This window comes from Fictibacillus sp. UD (assembly GCF_043558025.1).
In the GTDB taxonomy this organism is placed as follows: Bacteria; Bacillota; Bacilli; order Bacillales; family Fictibacillaceae; genus Fictibacillus.
In genome coordinates, this window is the sequence record NZ_JARUHH010000013.1 from 48,914 (window position 1) to 66,392 (window position 17,479).

The window sequence follows — 17,479 nt, forward strand, 5'->3', positions numbered from 1 at the left end:
TCCCTTTGGTTTATTTTACCGTAAATAGGCAAAAAAGTTAGAATATGATTCATTTTTTGCTATCCTAATAAGAACAGATCATGCATTTTGGGAAGGATGAAAGCGGTTTTGAAAAAATATACGTTAACGATCGTATCGATTGTCTCTATTGCAGCTACTTTGTTATGGCTGTTTGGTCTAGGCTGGACGTTGCAAGATCAGTTTTCTGCTAATGAGAAAGTGGAACAGCCAAAAGAAAAAACAGAGTCAACAACAACGAAAAAGCAAGACGGCACACTCACCATTTTTGCATTGGGAGATTCTTTAACCCGCGGAACGGGTGATGCTGATGGCAAAGGGTACACCGGTTACTTAACAGAACGATTAAATGATAAGACAGATCAAGACATCAATCTTCTCAATACCGCAATAAAAGGGGAAACTTCACGCGGGCTATTAAAGCAGCTTCAGCAAAGTGAGATACAGCGTCAAGCCAAACAAGCTGATGTTATTGTTATGACGATTGGCGGTAATGACTTATTTCAGCAAGGTGCCGCATTAGAGTCGCTAGACATGAACGCGATCAACGGCAAAAAGCAGATCTATTTAAACAATGTTAAAAAGATTTACTCGCAGCTAAGAGAGCTTAATAAAGATGCGGTCATATACCATGTAGGATTGTACAACCCTTTTAGCAATATGCCTGATGCGAGTACCACTTCTTCAATCGTAAGAGATTGGAACTTTCAATCTGCCGAAACAGCAGCAGGCTATGAAAATATTGTCTACATCCCTACTTTTGATCTTTTTCAGCTTCAAGTTGAAAACTATTTATATACCGATCAATTCCACCCTAACACTGAAGGTTATAAGCTGATCGCAGAACGTGTAGCCTCACTGATCAACTTTGAACAGGAGGAAAAGAAATCATGAGCCAAGTCCCAGCACTGCAAGTAGAAAATCTAACGAAAAAAATAAAAGGCAAGCAGATCATTAAAGGTGTTTCTTTTACCCTTGTACCAGGAGAGGTATTTGGCTTTCTTGGACCGAACGGAGCGGGTAAGACGACAACTATCCGAATGATTGTCGGCTTGATCTCCCCCACTTCAGGAACGATAAAAATCGGCGGTAAAAATGTGCGGACAGAGTTTACTGAAGCGATGAAACATTTAGGATGTATCGTTGAAAACCCTGAACTGTATCCCTACCTGACGGGTTGGGAAAACCTTGAACACTTTGCCAAAATGGATAACTCTATTCCAAAATCAAGATTAGATGAAGTCGTTACACTTGTTGGTTTATCTAATCGTATTCACGACAGAGTGAGTACCTACTCACTTGGAATGAGACAGCGCCTCGGCATTGCACAAGCTCTATTAGGAAAACCGAAAGTTCTTATTTTGGACGAGCCTACAAACGGACTAGATCCTGCTGGTATACGTGAAATGCGTGAATTCATCCGCAAGCTGGCACGCGAGGAAAACTTAAGCGTTCTTGTTTCGTCTCACTTATTGAGTGAGATTCAGCTCATGTGTGACAGAGTCGCGATCATTTCGAAAGGGGCTGTGCTTCGGACGGATTCAGTTCAAAATTTGCTAGCGGAACAAGAACGAGTGATCTGGAAAGCGGAACCCCTAACACTTGCAAAACAGCTTCTGTCTGAGGAAACCGAAGTAACTGAAGGTGCGGATGATACACTGATCACTTTATACAATGAACCGCTTTTGCCAGATTGGAATGCAAAACTCGTAAAGGCCGGAGTAAAAGTTAAAGAAATGAGAACTCAGCTTCCTTCGTTAGAAGATCTGTTCTTAGAAGTAACAGGAGGCGAAAGTATTGATTAATCTTGTCCGGAATGAAATGTTAAAGCTTCTTAGAAAAAAAAGGCTATACGTCATTATCCTGATTATCGCCTTCCTTGTCCCTCTTTTTACTTATGCACAGTTTAAAGAAATTCAAGAGCAGCGTGAAAAATTAGGCAATCAAGATTGGCGAACGGTTCTGCAGCAAGAGATTACTGATACACAGAATCGATTAAGCTCCAGCCGTATTCAAGATGAATGGCGAAAGTATTTGAAGATTAGACTTTCTCAGCAGCAATATTATTTAGAGAACGACATTGATCCCCGTGCACCTGGGGCACCCACGTTCATGCGAATATTTGTTGAAAACTCGATTGATCTTCTTCTTCCGCTTCTCGTAATGGTAATTGTAGCTGATCTTGTATCATCAGAAGCCAGTGGCGGTACGATCAAGCTGCTGCTTACACGGCCTGTAAAAAGATGGCGAATTCTACTAAGCAAGTATTTAGCAATGCTGCTTTCAGTTTCGTTTATCGTCTTATCCGTCGCTGTCCTATCCTACGGGATTTCTGGAGTGGTATTTGGCTATGGCGGCTGGAACATGCCTTTACTGACAGGATTCACAGTCTCAGGCGATGAACTTTTAACAGATAATGTACACATCGTTCCTCAGTGGCAATATATTCTGATGGAGTTTGGACTCGTATGGTACGTCTGTATGATCGTAGGTACACTGACCTTCATGCTATCCGTACTCCTGCGCAGCACAGCAGCCGTTATTGGAATTATGCTCGCGTCTCTCATTGCAGGTGCTATTCTAGCAAACATGGTATCTTCTTGGGAAAGCGCGAAATACTTCTTTATGGTGAACTTGAACCTTACAAACTATGTAAGCGGAATGGCGACTCCGATCGAAGGAATGTCTTTGGGCTTCTCGATGAGCGTCCTTGCCGTATGGGGTATTGCTGGGTTCATCATTGCATTTGTTACGTTTTCTAAAAGAGATATCTACTAAGATAGGAAATTGGAAAAGGAAACCGAAGCCGGTTTCCTTTTTTATGTGTCTCGTTATTTGAATTGAGGGCCTAATCTGTCCATTCTCGGAGTTAATCTGTCTGATTCAATCAATAATCTGTCTGATCAGCACGATAATTTAGCCATTTGACAACATAATCTGTCCAATTGTCTAGCTCACTACAATTCAAGCAAAATCACACATTAGATTACAAAACAAAAAACCGCACTAGGCGGTTTTATTGTGCTTCACTTTTTGATAGGTTCGTCTCTGCTGATGCTCTTTCTTCAGCAATCTTTCTTTTCTTAAGGGTAGCGATTCCTAGAACAAGAAGAATCACCAGAATTTCAAATCCATATTTTACAAAGCCATTTTCAAAATAAGGCTTCATAAACTTTTCGCCAACGATCATTTTAGAAGCTGTCCATGCAAGAACACCAGCTCCGATAGTGATGATAAACGGATATTTATCAATTACTTTTAAGAACAATGTGCTTCCCCAAACAACGATCGGTACTGAGATTAACAAGCCGATCACTACGAGTAGGAAATCACCGTGTGCCGCCCCTGCTACTGCAAGTACGTTATCAAGTCCCATTACCGCATCCGCAATAATGATTGTTTTAATTGCAGCCCAAACATTGTTTTGTGCTTCAATATCATGATCTTTCTCTTCTACCATCAGTTTGTAAGCAATGTATAAAAGAATCAGTCCACCTGCAAGAAGCAAACCTGGAATCTTAAGAAGCCATACAACAGCAAGTGTTGCAGCCGCACGAATAACGATAGCACCGACAGTACCCCAGATAATAACTTTCTTTTGATTTTCTTTTGGTAAGTTTCTAGCAGCCAAGCCGATTACAATAGCGTTATCACCAGCCAAGACTAGGTCGATAACAACGATCGCCAATAAGGCTGACCAGAAATCTGGTGTAATAAAATCCATTTAAAAAATCCTCCCTGTTGAACATCTGTATAATAGTATAACCCTATGTCTATTGAAAAGGGAAATGAATATTCTCAGCGTGCATACCACTTAAAAAAATGAGTACACTGCATGTGTTCTGCCTTGTTTTAATAAGTACAAATCCTGTGTTCTGTTTTGTGGCGTCCCACTATTTTGTCGAGACATTTTCTCCATGTTGTTGTCCGATTATCCAGCCTCAACCTACACAAGTAACCTCTCCTTTAGTTGTTTTTGCAGTTACCACTGTTGTTTATCAAGACGCAGATAAATGAATCTTGAACAGCATTGAGTCATCAACATCAAGTCATTGATACGAATGAGTGAACGTTTTGTTTCAGAAAAAGCGTTCTTTTTTTTCATTACGGGAATAATGCATGATAGATACCTTAGAATGATCTATTTTGGAGGCTGCCCTCATGCGCTGGTTTATGAAACAGTGGTTTCATCGTTTTTTTGAAGATAAAGTATTCGATTTGTCTGCACAGCTTGCCTACTATTTTTTAGTCTCTTTGTTTCCTTTTATTTTTCTTATCTTTACCGTCCTGAGCTTTTTGCCTATCTCATCCGCTTATGTTCTTTCTCTTTTCCAGTCTATCGCACCAGAAGAAGCATATACTTTACTAGAGTATAATCTAGTTGCTGTTTTGGATGAACATAGAGGCGATGTTTTATCTCTATCATTAATCATTATGATCTGGCTCGCGACTATAGGGACACATGCCATCATCCGTGTGTTCAATCAAGCCTATCAAGTAGAAGAGAGCCGTCCCTTTTTTAAAGAACTCTTCTTAGGCATGTTCTTAACGTTCGGGCTTGTTATTGCGGTTATTACAGCTCTTTTACTGCCTGTATTCGGACGAACGATCGGGATATACATATTTGAACGAACAGGGTTTTCACATCCCGTTTGGCATATTTGGGAGACTGCACGTTATTTAATCGGCTTTTCCGTACTGCTTTCTATCTTTTCCGCTCTGTATAGATTTGCCCCAAACGTAAATCTCACTTTTCGCAACGTTTGGCCTGGAGCTATTTTTTCAACGGCTGGATGGCATTTGTTTTCTTATCTTTTTTCTTCATATGTACTTATTTTTGATTACGGACAAATATACGGAAATTTAGGCGCATTATTAACATTGATGGTGTGGTTCTATATCTCTGCCATGATCTTAATTGCAGGCGGACAGTTGAATGCGATACTGGCTTTAAAATGGCAGTTGAAAAATAAAAAAGATTTTTGAAAACTTCACTTTCTTCAATTGACTTTTTCACATTATCGTAACATCATTGTGTATATACGAAGAATTTACATCTTTTTTTTCGGTCATAATGGATAATGATACCAAAATGCTGACTGGATAAAAATTACGGGGATTGGGGCTGGAAAATGACTGTAAAAAACTTAATCTTATTACTCGTTTTGCTTGCCGGAATCGTCATCTTTGTCTTTTACAGTATACCTCTCCTTCTTGCATTGCTTACGGCTATAATGCTAGAACCAGTAGTGAAATTGTTTATTAGACTTTTTAAAGGCAGACGATTATTGGCCGTCACTGTTACATTTATATTGTATCTTGCTGGATTCGGAATACTTTCTTACTGGCTAACAACAACGCTTGTTATACAGGTGATTGAGTTTATAACGGTTCTTCCATCCTACTCTGTTCATCTGTTTGAAGTAGCAGAAAATACGTTTTATGAAATGGAAAACTTTTATGCTACATTACCTCCTGAAGTGGTCAGAACGCTTGAAGAGGGATTAGTAGGTTTAAAGGATTATGGGGTTGAAACAGCAAAAAATTTAACTTCAGGTATTTTAGGATTGATCACTGCCATTCCTGGATTACTGATCTATTTTATTATTTACGTAGTCGCAGTATTTTTATTTTCACTGGACCTTCCACGGCTTTATGCCGAGTTTCTTAACTTGTTCACAACATCAGCACGTGAAAAAGTTGAACTGGTCTTTAGTCAGTTATCCAGAGCAACCGTAGGGTTTTTTAGAGCACAAATCATCTTAAGCTTCGTTACATATCTATTAGCTTTAATAGGGCTAATGATTCTAGACGTAGAGTATGCGGTTATACTCGCTCTGTTAATCGTTATTGTTGATATTCTCCCTATCCTTGGTACAGGTTCGTTCCTAGTTCCGTGGGCAGCGTACTCTTTCTTTATCAACAATAATGATCATCTTGCTTTCGGACTTTTAATCATGTTCGGTGTAATTACGATTGTCCGAAGAATCATAGAACCGAAAATACTAGGATCAAGTCTTGGGATATCTGCACTGGCTGCACTAGTTTCGCTCTATATTGGTTTCCAGCTCTTAGGTTTTATTGGTTTAATTGTTGGTCCTGCAATCGTCATCATATACGAAGCGTTAAGAAGTGCAGGATTTATTAAAATAAAAATTGATTTTTAATGAAGCAAACCATGAAAACGTGTTTCCTTTTTAATAGGAAATGCGTTTTTTTCTAATTAATAGGTTAGAAACACCTACTATCTTGGGAATTATAGAAATGAAGGAAAACAAATGCGGAATTCAGACGAATACTTTACATGGTGAATAATTATTGGAGGAATCTTGATGAGCACTGCAACGAAAGAACGCGATTATTACTTCGACAACGCAAAGTTTATACTTATTTTCCTAGTCGTGTTCGGGCACTTTATTTCCCCGATAAAAAGTCAAAACGATTGGCTTTACACGATTTATAACTTTATCTACACGTTTCATATGCCTGCCTTTATCCTTATCGCAGGATTTTTCACAAAAGGGGTTTGGCGTGACGGCTATCTGCCTAAAATCTTTAAAAAAGTTCTTATTCCTTATTTAGTTTTTCAGTTAATCTACAGCTTTTTCTATTATGATTTGTATGGCAAGAGTGAAGTGAAATTAGACTTTTTCTCACCGCATTGGACACTTTGGTTCTTGTTGAGTTTGGTTTTTTGGAACGTACTATTAAAAGTCTTTGTCAAGATGAAATATCCGCTCGTACTTGCCATCGGAATTGGTGTTGCTGTAGGTTATATTCACGATATCGGAACATTTTTAAGTCTGCTTCGAACGTTTGTCTTCTTCCCAGTATTTCTGCTGGGACATCTGCTTGAGAAGAGAGACTTTAAGAAGATCCTAAAGCCAACAGCAAAAGCGGTATCAGCTGCATTCCTAATTGTTTTATTTATCGCGTATCATTTTATTTTTCCGGATGGTACAAAAGAATGGCTGTTGTCCTCATCTTCATATTCTGAAATCCTTGGATACAATACGTGGTACGGTGGGTTTATTAGGCTAGGGATGTACGGGGTGATGTTTGCTGCTACATTCAGCTTCTTAGCACTGTTGCCACGCCGAAAATTGTTTTTCACGGAGTTTGGTGAACGGACATTATATATCTACTTGCTGCATGGATTTGTGCTGAAGTATTTATTTACAACTGATTTATTTGCATCGATAGAAGAAAATGGTGCATACTTTATGATTCTTTTCTTAGCTGTTATCGTGACACTGTTTTTAGCGAGCAAACCTGTTATTGCTCTGGCACAGCCGTTCATTGAACTGCGCTGGTCAAAGCTAAAGAAGTTATTAAAACCGAAGCCTCCTCAGCCAAGAGAGAGTGAAAGTTAAATAAAGAAATAACCGCAGCTTGCCTATGAGCGCTGCGGTTTTTTTAAATGTAAATTTGTAGTTCTTGTGAGGGGTTGATATCCGCTCCAGGTGCTCGCTTTCCGCGGGGTGTGCGGTGAGCCTCCTAGCGCTTTGCGCTTTCAGGAGTCTCACCTGCCCCACTCATCCCGCAGGAGTCTCGCACCTTACGCTCCAATCAACTTATCTAAGAAGAAAGTAATATTAAAAAGCAAACATCCTAGAGCATAAAAGGAGCTGCTTCCAAAACAACAGTGCAGCATGAATCTTCAACGCAAGATTCTTAAGCTGCAGGCACGCACCTTAAACTTCAATTAATTTAAACTAGATGCTCCTGCACTGACGTCTAGATCATATGCCCCGCTTCCTCTGCTGGATGAGACTTTTACCTGATAGACTCCTGTGGTTGTCGGCTTGAAGAACGCATGATCTTGACGTTCATTTTGCGATGAACTAACTACTGTTTTCCCGCTTGGGTCAATTAAAGATACCGTATAGTTGTGTGATGCTGGGAAGATGAGCCATCCTGGGCTATAATTTTCTGTGATGACAGTCATTGATATTGGATATGATGTTGACGTTACATTAAGTGAGAAAGTTTGAGATCCACCTGAACTCAGACTGCCACGCTTATAAAAATGATCAGGTACAGCAGGGCCTGATCCACTTAATCCGCCTGCTGTTTTAACTGCAGCGTGTCCATCTAGTCTGCCATAGCCGTATTCATTATCTTTACCCGCCTTTCCAAAATCGATAGCCGTAGAGTACAATGCATTTTTTATTTGCGGTTCTGTGATAGAAGGATTAGCATCATGCATGAGTGCTATTGTCCCTGCGGTAAATGGGGTTGCCATACTTGTACCGCTATATGATATATATTGATTGCCTGAGTTCGCTTTTGCTGCTGTAATGTTATATCCCGGTGCAAATATATCTGGCTTCACTCTGCCGTCAGCTGTTGGACCTCTAGATGAAAAATATGCCAGATTAAATCCACCTTCACCAAGATCAGCGCCTGCTCCAACTGTGATCGCCTTATCAGCCGCTCCTGGTGATCCAATTGTAGATGAAGATGGTCCTGAATTCCCTGCTGCAACCGCTACAGCAAGTCCAGCAGCAGATGCATTGTTTACCGCTACTGAAGTCGCATCTTTTCCATCTGAACTTCCAGATGTACCAAGGCTAAGGGAAATGACCTCAATTCCGTACGTATCCTTATTTTGAACAGCCCAATCAATACCAGCCGTAACGGTACTCATGCTTCCTGACCCTTTGCTGTCCAAAACTTTTACACCGACTAAAGCTGCACCTGGTGCAACACCTTTGTTAGCAGGATTGGCATCCCCTTCACCCGCAACGATGCTTCCACAGTGAGTCCCATGACCATTGTCATCATAAGGTGCAGTACGATTGTTCACTAGGTCTTTCCAGCCAATTACTTTTCCGCCATCCAGATCAACGTGTGATGCATCAATTCCAGTATCAATGACAGCTACTACACTGTCATTTTTAGTGTATGAACGCTCATTCCCATCTCTGTCACCTGTCAGTCCATAATCGGCACGTGCTTTCGCGGTACCAAACCAATTGTTTGCCGTTTCTAAGTTCATTTGAACTGGCGCGTCGTATTCAACCTGTTTTACAAAAGGCAAATGCTCAAGAAGCATAACCTGCTTTTTGGTCATGGTTGCTGCCATCCCGTTAATGACCTTGTATTCGAATGATTTTTTGAAAACACCAATCTTTGAAGACAGTTTTTCGAAAGCCTTTCCTTGTGCGAATTCTTCATTAAACTGGATAATAACGGGTACCTTTTCATCTGAACTCAGCTGCTCCAGTCTACTTTCAAGATTATCGAAAAGTTTATTTTCATTAAGATTTACCATTGCCTCTGATATTTTTTGATCGGTTACCTGTTTCGGACTTTCTGCCATGACCGAGAAAGGTGTAAGCATAATCGTCGCCGCTAAAAATGTCGTTGCTGCAAATTTACTCTTGTTCACCTTAAAAACCTCCTACTTCCTATTTAATCTGAAAATTTTGTCACTTGTTGGTGATTACTTCCATATTAAACAGAAATCGGATGAATGAGGATAAGGCATAGGGTTGATTTTTAGAGTCGGTACGATGTCGTCTTTTTTTGACAAAAAGTTATCCATTTAGTAAGTTTGTTTGGTTTATTTAACCTCTTTTATACTTCCAAAGTAGTATACGGCGCTTTTTTCCCTACGCTGAACCAAAAATCCCACTTGGAAAGAACTTGTTAGAGGAGATTTGAATAGCTGCTGCGTGAACCAGATAGCATACTGCGCGCAACAAGGCTTATAGCGCGTGAAACCGGAACTTTACTGCGCGTGTAAATACACCTTAACTGCGTGGAAACTACTTCTTACTGCGCGAACGAGTATAATAATCTCTTTTCTAAAAGTTTGTTGCTGTCAGTTTTATCTTTTTGCGAGACTCCTGCGGGACAGGCGGGCAGTCCGAAAAGTGGAAGTGGCTCGTTCAGCCCCGACAAGCAAAAGGTAAATGGGCAATCAAGACGCACTTTGTCTTGTGGAACATTTAACTTTTGACCTCGAGGGGCTAGCCACTGTAACTAGACAGTCCGAAATGTGGAAGTGGCTCGTTCAGCCCCGACAAGCAAAAGGTAAATGGGCAATCAAGACGCACTTTGTCTTGTGGACCATTTAACTTTTGACCTCGAGGGGCTAGCCACTGCAACTAGACAGGTGAGACACTTAAGAGTGAAACGTCCAAATGTGGCTCACCGCCTGCCCCGCGGAAAGTGAAGCACCTGGAAAGGAAGTCAACCTCTTTCAAGAACATCAAATACAAAAAGCCTACCAATAATGGCAGGCTTCCAAAATAACCTTAAGACCCATGCTTATAATACTCTTGTTTTGCTTCTGCCAACACACGCAGCGGCAGTTTATCTGCAAGTTTAAATGCCTCTTTTTCGTTCAGTTCAAGCGTCTTAACCAGCTTCTCTATCTTTTCCTCAGACGGAATCATCCTGCCTTTTTCAATATCAGCCATATACTGTGGCGTGATACTTAGTCTGCGAGCTAGCTCGGATTTACTTAAGCCTTTTTGATTTCTAGACATCTCAATAAATTTTCCAAAATCACTCATTTCGTTGTACCTCCTTCTCTCTTGTTATAGAAAAGCGTGAATTGCATGATGATATATGCAGCTAAACGGCTCGTCATATTCCGAAAATCAAGGGTTGGATCGATCTCTACAATGTCCATGCCTTTTACAGATGAATCTTGTGCGAGCCATTGAATCCCTTCAATTAATGAATCACTGTCTAATCCTCCTGGCCCGATAGCTGGACAACCTGGTGCATAGGCTTGGTCCAACACGTCCATATCCAGTGAAATATATATGTTATCTGTTGTCTGTTTTAACTGGTCAACTGATTTTTGCAGCAATGAAAGAAGACCTTCTCTTTTGATATCACCCATCGTGTTTACGGTAACTCCTTGGTCTTTTGCATAATCATGATATAATCTTCCATTTGAGAAATCACGAATTCCAATCTGTATAAGCTGATTACCTCTGATCACACCATTTTCAATGAGCTGACGGAATGGTGTTCCGTTCGATGGACCGCCATCCTCTGTATTTCGGAGATCGAAATGGGCGTCGAACTGGATGATACCTACCTTTCCTCTTGTTTCTTGAAAGGCTTTTATCGCTCCAGCGGATACCGAATGATCTCCGCCAAGGGTAATAACCAGCGCATCCTTATGCTGATCTTGAAGATCTTTTAACGCTGAATAAATACGTGATTGAGACTCAAACAGATCCGTCACATGCATTTCGATATCACCAAAATCGGTAATGATGTGATCCCACATATCGGTTTCTTCTTCAATGCTATAAGTGGAAAACGCATGCATCATCGTACGAATCGTTTGGGGTGATAAATGAGCGCCTGAATGAGAGATGGATGTTTTAGAGAGCGGAGCACCTGCGATTGCTACTCCTCTGACTTCCTCTCCTGCCCACGGCCGCAAAAGCTGACCGGCTTTTTTAATGCCACGATCGGTAAATGGCGCTGAGCCTGATTTACTTAGAAAGGGTATAGTTTGCATGCACATCTCCCTTTCCAACTACCAGCTTTCCTTTTTTCCAGACTTTATGCACATGGTTAACGCCATAATGATATGGAACATACTTATAGTTTGGTACATCCCATAATACGAGGTCTGCTTTTCTTCCTTCTTCTAAACTGCCAGCCACATCACCGCGTCCAATCGCATAAGCTGCGTTAACCGTTACAGCATTCCAGATTTCTTCTGGTGTCATCTTCAGTTTCAATGCTGCCAGATTCATGATGAACTGCAGGTTTTCAGTCGGTGAACTTCCAGGGTTAAAATCGGTAGAAAGAGCAACTGCTGCGCCGCTTGTGATCATGTCTCGAGCTGGTGCAAACTGATCTTTTCCTAAATAAAACGTTGTGCCTGGCAAAAGAACCGCAATCGTATCTGACTCCCCAAGCATTCGAACACCGCCACGACTCGCTCCGACTAAGTGATCTGCTGAAACAGCACCAATCTCACAAGCCATCTCAGTTCCGCCAAGCGGGTCGATCTCATCAGCATGAATCTTTACTCCAAATCCTGCTGTTTTGGCTTTTTGTAAAAACACTTTAGATTGTTCGACCGTAAATACGCCTGTCTCACAAAAAATATCTACGAACTCTGCTAAACCTTCTTTTGAGATAACGCTTAGCATTGAGAGCATCTCTTCTAAAAATGCATCCGGTCTGCCTTTATAATTTTCAGGGATTGCATGCGCGCCTAAAAAAGTGGACACAAGGTCAATTGGGTGCGTTTCATTCAGCTTCTTGGCCACTCTCAGCTGTTTCAGTTCTGTTTCCTTATCGAGTCCATACCCGCTTTTTGCTTCCATGGTCGTGACACCGTATGTTAAACATCTGTTTAAATGGAACAGCCCTTTTTCATAAAGAGCTTCCTCGCTTGTTTCACGGGTCGCTTTAACGGTGGAATGAATTCCGCCGCCTTGCGCCAAGATTTCTAAATAAGGAACACCTTGCTGCTTTAGTGCAAGCTCATGCTCACGAGATCCCCCAAACACAAGATGTGTATGAGGGTCTACTAAGCCTGGTGATAACAGTTTATCTGCTGCATCAATCGTTTCTTTTGCCTGTAGTGATTCCGCTTCTTCAGCTGTTCCAATAAAAGCAATTACGCCATCTTTTATTCCAACTGCACCGTTATCAATGATTTTAAGCTCATTCATTTCCGTTCCGCGAAGCGCTCTTCCCTTACTTTCTGGGACAACCACCTGTCCGGCCAAAATCAAAGTATCTAGCATTTTCCACACTCCTTTTTATTTCTCGATCATCGGCAAGTCAACGCCTTTTTCTTTTGCCGTTTCTATTGCTAAGTCATAGCCTGCATCAGCATGTCTTACGATCCCCATTCCAGGGTCACTTGTTAATACACGCTCTAAACGGCGTGCGGCTTCTTCTGTTCCGTCTGCGACAACGACCATTCCAGCATGAAGGGAATAACCCATCCCAACACCTCCGCCATGGTGTACAGACACCCAGCTTGCACCATTTACTGCATTAATCATCGCGTTCAAAATTGGCCAGTCTGCAACCGCATCACTGCCATCAATCATTCCTTCTGTTTCGCGATTTGGCGAAGCAACTGAACCACAATCCAAGTGATCACGCCCAATCACGATTGGTGCTGACAGTTCTCCAGAAGCGACCATTTCATTGATGATTTTTCCAAACTTCGCGCGCTCTCCATACCCCAGCCAGCAGATACGTGAAGGAAGGCCTTGGAACTGAACTTTTTCTTGTGCCATCTTGATCCATTTGCAGAGGTGCTCGTTATCACTAAACTCTCGTAAAATTACTTCATCTGTTTTTCTGATATCTTCCGGATCTCCCGATAACGCTACCCATCTAAAAGGTCCTTTTCCTTCACAGAACAATGGACGGATAAACGCTGGAACAAATCCAGGGAAATCAAAGGCATTTTTTACTCCTTCGTCGAATGCAACTTGTCTGATGTTGTTGCCATAATCAAAAACAACAGCACCCTTTTTTTGCATTTCAAGCATCGCCTCTACATGAATCGCCATCGATTTCTTTGACTTCTCAATGTATTGGTCCGGGTTGCGTTTACGAAGTTCTGCCCCTTCTTCCATCGTGAACCCAACTGGCAAATAACCATGCAGCGGGTCGTGCGCAGATGTCTGATCAGTAACTAGATCAGGTATCTCACCCATCTCAATCATCTTTGGTAAAAGTTCAGCTGCGTTTCCTAACAGTCCGATGGACAAAGGCTCACCTTTTGCCGCATATTCTTTAGCCATCGTTAATGCTTCTTCTAAGCTTTCAGTCTTTTTATCTAGATATCTTGTGTCCAAACGGCGCTGAATTCTTGTTTCATCTACATCTATCGCGATCACAACACCATCATTCATCGTTACTGCAAGAGGCTGCGCTCCACCCATTCCTCCAAGACCGGCAGTTAGTGTTATCGTTCCTTTTAAGGATCCGTTAAAATGCTTGCGTGCCGCTTCTGCAAACGTTTCATACGTTCCTTGCAGAATGCCTTGCGTTCCAATATAGATCCAGCTTCCTGCCGTCATCTGGCCGTACATCATCAGACCTCTTCTTTCTAAATCACGGAACGTCTCCCAGTTAGCCCATGCAGGAACAAGGTTAGAGTTTGCAAGCAAAACGCGTGGTGCATCAGTATGTGACTTAAATACAGCAACTGGTTTCCCCGATTGCACAAGAAGGGTTTCATCATTTTCTAAACGTTCAAGTGTTTCAATGATTTTATGATAAGAATCCCAGTTGCGGGCTGCTTTTCCGATACCGCCATAAACAACGAGTTCATCTGGATTCTCCGCCACTTCCCCATCTAAGTTATTCATCAGCATTCGGATGGCCGCTTCTTGAACCCACCCTTTTGCTGATAATTTTGTACCTCTAGCAGCTGATATAGAATGTTTTACGTTTGACATGTAAAAATACCTCCTTTTTAATGTGCTAACTTTTGAGCTTTTGTTCCGATTAAAATTTCATTCCAAGATTGGTCAAGAATCCATGAAGCAACAGCTTCCATGTCCCTGTGAAACATACGGTCACATTGGATTGTCGGACAAACGATTCTTCCATGCTCGTAAACTTTTTTTGTTTTGGGAGCGAGTTTTTCAGGTCCCCTGAAATCTGCCGCCTGCATCGCACAGATTAATTCTACTGCCAGCACTCTTCTTGCATTTGCAATGATCTGCGCTGCATGTCTTGAAGCAATCGTCCCCATACTTACATGATCTTCCTGGTTCGCAGATGAAGGAATCGAATCAACACTTGCAGGGTGAGCAAGCGTTTTATTTTCAGACACAAGCGATGCTGCTGCATATTGCATGATCATCGCACCAGACTCAAGTCCAGGATTCGGACTTAGAAAACCTGGCAAGTCGCTCAGCTGAGGGTTGACCATTCGCTCGATGCGGCGTTCCGAAATATTCGCCCACTCCGCTGCTGCAAGCTTCAAGAAGTCCATCGCAAAGGCGATCGGCTGACCATGAAAATTCCCCCCTGAAATAATCTTGTTTCCATTATCAAAAATCAGCGGATTATCTGTTGCAGCGTTCATTTCAATCTCAAGTTTTTCTTTTACATAACCAAGTACTTGCCAAGATGCTCCGTGTACTTGTGGGATGCATCTTAACGAATACGCATCTTGCACTCTGATCTCACCTTGCTTAGTAGTGAGCTGACTGCCTTCTAAATACGCTCTAAGACGCTCTGCCACCTCTACTTGTTCTTTATATCCTCTTGCAAGATGCACGTCTTCATCAAATGCATCTGTAATTCCTCTTAAACTCTCAGTTGTTAAAGAAGCGATGGCATCAGCCATGAGCCCGATACGCTCAGCCTCTATATACGCTGCAATTCCCTGAGCTGTCATGGCTTGTGTTCCATTAATTAAAGCAAGTCCCTCTTTAGCCGTTAACACAACGGGTTCAATACCAGCTCTCTTTAATGCTTCTTGACCAGGAAGACGCTCTCCTTTGTAATACGCCTCTCCTTCACCTACTAAGACCAGTGCTAAATGAGAAAGTGGAGCCAGATCACCGCTCGCTCCTAGGGACCCTTGCTGTGGAACAACGGGATGGACACTCTTCTCCACTAGCTCTAACAACCGTTCAATCACTACTGGTCGGATACCCGAAAATCCTTTTAAGAGAGCATTTGCTCTTAAAATAAGCATAAGACGACTGATTGTCTCAGGAAACGGATCCCCGATCCCGCACGCATGACTGCGGATCAGGTTGATCTGAAGTGTTTCCACATCGTCTCTAGAAATAAAAACATCGCTAAACTTTCCGAAGCCAGTCGTGATCCCGTATACCACTTTACCTTCAGCCACGATCTCTTCAACCGCTTTCCGGCTGTCAGCAACTTTTTTCATGCTGATCGGGCAAGCTTCTACGGGTTCGTTATCATGCAGAATCCGCTTGATCTCTTCCATAGAAAGCGTATTACCTGTTAATGTAATCATCATCATCCCTCATTTATTAATGTCTTTATTTTTCTTCTTCATCAAAGATTGCAAGGTGCGTAATTTTTCTTGCAACTGTGAAAATTGTCGCTTAGAAAACTTCATTGAGCGGTTGATTGGAGTGTAAGATGCGAGACTCCTGCGGGACAGGCGGGCAGGTGATACACTTATACGTGAAACGTACGAATGTGGCTCACCGCCTGCCCCGCGGAAAGCGAGCATCTGAAACGGAAATCAACCACTTTCAAACTCAACAAGAACTGCTCTAAAAGTTACAAACAAAAAGAGCGCACCCGAAAGAAAACTACCTTCGAATACGCCCCCTCATCACTAGTTGCTATGGGCACTATTTAAATATGATTAATACCGAGTCCGATCGCTTCATGCTCCAACCCTTTTACAGGAGCACCGATCGTTCCGTATAAAGCGACCGCTATCCAGTCCCCTTCTTCCTTCTTTTCATAAGGATTGCCGCGGACAACAATAAACCGTAAACCGACAGTCCTAAGAACCGTTCCTAGTTGAACCTGTCCTCTAGTCACACCATGAAAAGCTTCCATGATCGCATGGTAAAGGGAATGTGTTTCGCGATAAATCCCGCTTTGAATCACCTGTTCATTTTTGGCTGCTGTTTCAATCGCAGCTACTACCTTTTGAGAATCCATCGAACCGGCTTTGCCTACGCAATACTTCCAGCCCTGTTTTTCAATTTCAGGCAGATAGCTTTCGTCTAATACACCTAACATAGCCATCTTTCCAATCAAACGCTCGTTCGATAATGCCATTTCATGAACCACTCTTTCTGCTCACGGCTAATAACTACCTCTAGTGTATGCGTTTACAATTTGTCCGTCAATTCCCTTTCAACAACTTATCACGGCACTACAGTAAAGAAAAAGACATGTATAATCTAGCAATCTAGCGGTAAGAATGTAAGTAAGAATATAACGGAATGAGGGTTGTAACATGTTAAACGTACAAAAAGAAATTGCACTTGCTTCAATGTCACGAACACCGCAGTTTGAGGAAAATGCGAATGACTTTTTTATTGCATATGACAAAGGACATAACCCTATATTGCTCTTGCCTACGACTAAAGGTTTTCTTCCAGATGGTCAACTTTATGCCATCTCATTTATAAAGAAGGAAAACAACTCCTATCAATTTACGCTCTCAGATAAAATCATGCCTTTTTCAATGGAAGAAGCTACACTCATACACGATCAGCTCGGATTCTTTTTCGGCCCTGAAAACAATATGTTAACAAGTTTTTTCAAAGGTGACATATATGGCGCGTATGTTGTTTGGGCGAAGCATATGGTTAAACAGCTGATCAACGAAACCCTGCAAAATTGGCATAACACGTCTGATGATTTTCAGCGAGAGAAACATAAAAATCGGTTAACCTTGCTGCTTCAAGCTTAATTCTCCTTTGTATAAATGCAAAAACTGCTAAGCCACTTCATCTTTACTTCAGGTGAGAGGTTTAGCAGTTTTTTT

At 41.8% G+C, this 17,479-nt stretch carries 17 protein-coding genes; 9 read left to right on the forward strand and 8 right to left on the reverse strand.

The window, feature by feature from the left end:
* Positions 1-108: 108 nt before the first annotated feature.
* Genes P8610_RS16265 through P8610_RS16275 form a run of 3 tightly spaced genes read left to right on the forward strand, consistent with a single transcriptional unit; the run spans position 109 to position 2,796 of the window.
* Positions 109-912, forward strand: coding sequence for an SGNH/GDSL hydrolase family protein (locus P8610_RS16265; RefSeq protein ID WP_394605269.1), 804 nt, complete (start codon positions 109-111; stop codon positions 910-912).
* Positions 909-1,823 carry an ABC transporter ATP-binding protein gene (locus P8610_RS16270; RefSeq protein WP_289496804.1) on the forward strand — a complete coding sequence of 305 codons (915 nt, stop codon included), beginning with the start codon at positions 909-911 and terminating at the stop codon, positions 1,821-1,823. The genes P8610_RS16265 and P8610_RS16270 overlap by 4 nt, the downstream gene beginning before the upstream one ends.
* Positions 1,816-2,796, forward strand: coding sequence for an ABC transporter permease (locus P8610_RS16275; protein ID WP_394605270.1), 981 nt, complete (start codon positions 1,816-1,818; stop codon positions 2,794-2,796). The genes P8610_RS16270 and P8610_RS16275 overlap by 8 nt, the downstream gene beginning before the upstream one ends.
* A gap of 238 nt (positions 2,797-3,034) precedes the next feature.
* Here the strand turns inward: P8610_RS16275 and P8610_RS16280 are convergent, their stop codons facing one another.
* On the reverse strand, positions 3,035-3,742 hold the full coding sequence (locus P8610_RS16280; RefSeq protein WP_394605271.1) for a TerC family protein: 708 nt from the start codon (positions 3,740-3,742) through the stop codon (positions 3,035-3,037).
* 437 nt (positions 3,743-4,179) lie between these two features.
* On the opposite strand from P8610_RS16280, the gene P8610_RS16285 reads away from it, so the two are divergent.
* The 3 genes from P8610_RS16285 to P8610_RS16295 all read left to right on the forward strand — a co-directional run bounded on the left by P8610_RS16285 (position 4,180) and on the right by P8610_RS16295 (position 7,391).
* Entirely contained in the window at positions 4,180-5,004 is an 825-nt protein-coding gene (locus tag P8610_RS16285) for a YihY/virulence factor BrkB family protein (RefSeq protein WP_394605272.1), read from the forward strand.
* 146 nt (positions 5,005-5,150) lie between these two features.
* Positions 5,151-6,185, forward strand: a complete 1,035-nt coding sequence (gene ytvI / locus P8610_RS16290; RefSeq protein WP_066235986.1) for a sporulation integral membrane protein YtvI — start codon at positions 5,151-5,153, stop codon at positions 6,183-6,185.
* A 165-nt stretch (positions 6,186-6,350) separates the two neighbouring features.
* A complete protein-coding gene (locus P8610_RS16295) occupies positions 6,351-7,391 on the forward strand; it encodes an acyltransferase family protein (RefSeq protein WP_394605273.1) in 1,041 nt (346 codons plus the stop codon).
* Positions 7,392-7,723: 332 nt separating this feature from the next.
* On the opposite strand, the gene P8610_RS16300 is transcribed toward P8610_RS16295, so the two are convergent.
* A complete protein-coding gene (locus tag P8610_RS16300) occupies positions 7,724-9,412 on the reverse strand; it encodes a S8 family serine peptidase (RefSeq protein WP_394605274.1) in 1,689 nt (562 codons plus the stop codon).
* A gap of 651 nt (positions 9,413-10,063) precedes the next feature.
* On the opposite strand from P8610_RS16300, the gene P8610_RS16305 reads away from it, so the two are divergent.
* A complete protein-coding gene (locus P8610_RS16305) occupies positions 10,064-10,201 on the forward strand; it encodes a hypothetical protein (RefSeq protein ID WP_394605275.1) in 138 nt (45 codons plus the stop codon).
* Between the two features lie 82 nt (positions 10,202-10,283).
* On the opposite strand, the gene P8610_RS16310 is transcribed toward P8610_RS16305, so the two are convergent.
* Genes P8610_RS16310 through hutH form a run of 5 tightly spaced genes read right to left on the reverse strand, consistent with a single transcriptional unit; the run spans position 10,284 to position 15,979 of the window.
* Complete coding sequence (locus P8610_RS16310) at positions 10,284-10,544, reverse strand: helix-turn-helix domain-containing protein (protein WP_289496811.1); 261 nt, start codon at positions 10,542-10,544, stop codon at positions 10,284-10,286.
* On the reverse strand, positions 10,541-11,512 hold the full coding sequence (gene hutG / locus P8610_RS16315) for a formimidoylglutamase (RefSeq protein ID WP_394605276.1): 972 nt from the start codon (positions 11,510-11,512) through the stop codon (positions 10,541-10,543). The genes P8610_RS16310 and hutG overlap by 4 nt, the downstream gene beginning before the upstream one ends.
* Entirely contained in the window at positions 11,487-12,758 is a 1,272-nt protein-coding gene (gene hutI / locus P8610_RS16320) for an imidazolonepropionase (RefSeq protein ID WP_394605277.1), read from the reverse strand. Before hutI ends, hutG begins: the two co-directional genes overlap by 26 nt.
* Before the next feature lie 15 nt (positions 12,759-12,773).
* Positions 12,774-14,435, reverse strand: coding sequence for a urocanate hydratase (gene hutU / locus P8610_RS16325; protein ID WP_289496814.1), 1,662 nt, complete (start codon positions 14,433-14,435; stop codon positions 12,774-12,776).
* Positions 14,436-14,452: 17 nt separating this feature from the next.
* Entirely contained in the window at positions 14,453-15,979 is a 1,527-nt protein-coding gene (hutH, locus tag P8610_RS16330) for a histidine ammonia-lyase (RefSeq protein ID WP_394605278.1), read from the reverse strand.
* A 128-nt stretch (positions 15,980-16,107) separates the two neighbouring features.
* Here hutH and P8610_RS16335 point away from each other — a divergent pair, with 128 nt between their 5' ends.
* Positions 16,108-16,248 (forward strand): hypothetical protein, encoded by a 141-nt coding sequence (locus P8610_RS16335; RefSeq protein WP_394605279.1) that lies wholly within the window; start codon positions 16,108-16,110, stop codon positions 16,246-16,248.
* Between the two features lie 81 nt (positions 16,249-16,329).
* Here the strand turns inward: P8610_RS16335 and hutP are convergent, their stop codons facing one another.
* Entirely contained in the window at positions 16,330-16,764 is a 435-nt protein-coding gene (gene hutP / locus P8610_RS16340; RefSeq protein WP_066235971.1) for a hut operon transcriptional regulator HutP, read from the reverse strand.
* A gap of 181 nt (positions 16,765-16,945) precedes the next feature.
* Between hutP and P8610_RS16345 the strand changes: the two genes are divergently transcribed.
* Positions 16,946-17,404: a hypothetical protein gene (locus tag P8610_RS16345; protein ID WP_289496816.1), complete on the forward strand. Its 459-nt coding sequence runs from the start codon at positions 16,946-16,948 to the stop codon at positions 17,402-17,404.
* Positions 17,405-17,479 lie beyond the last annotated feature (75 nt).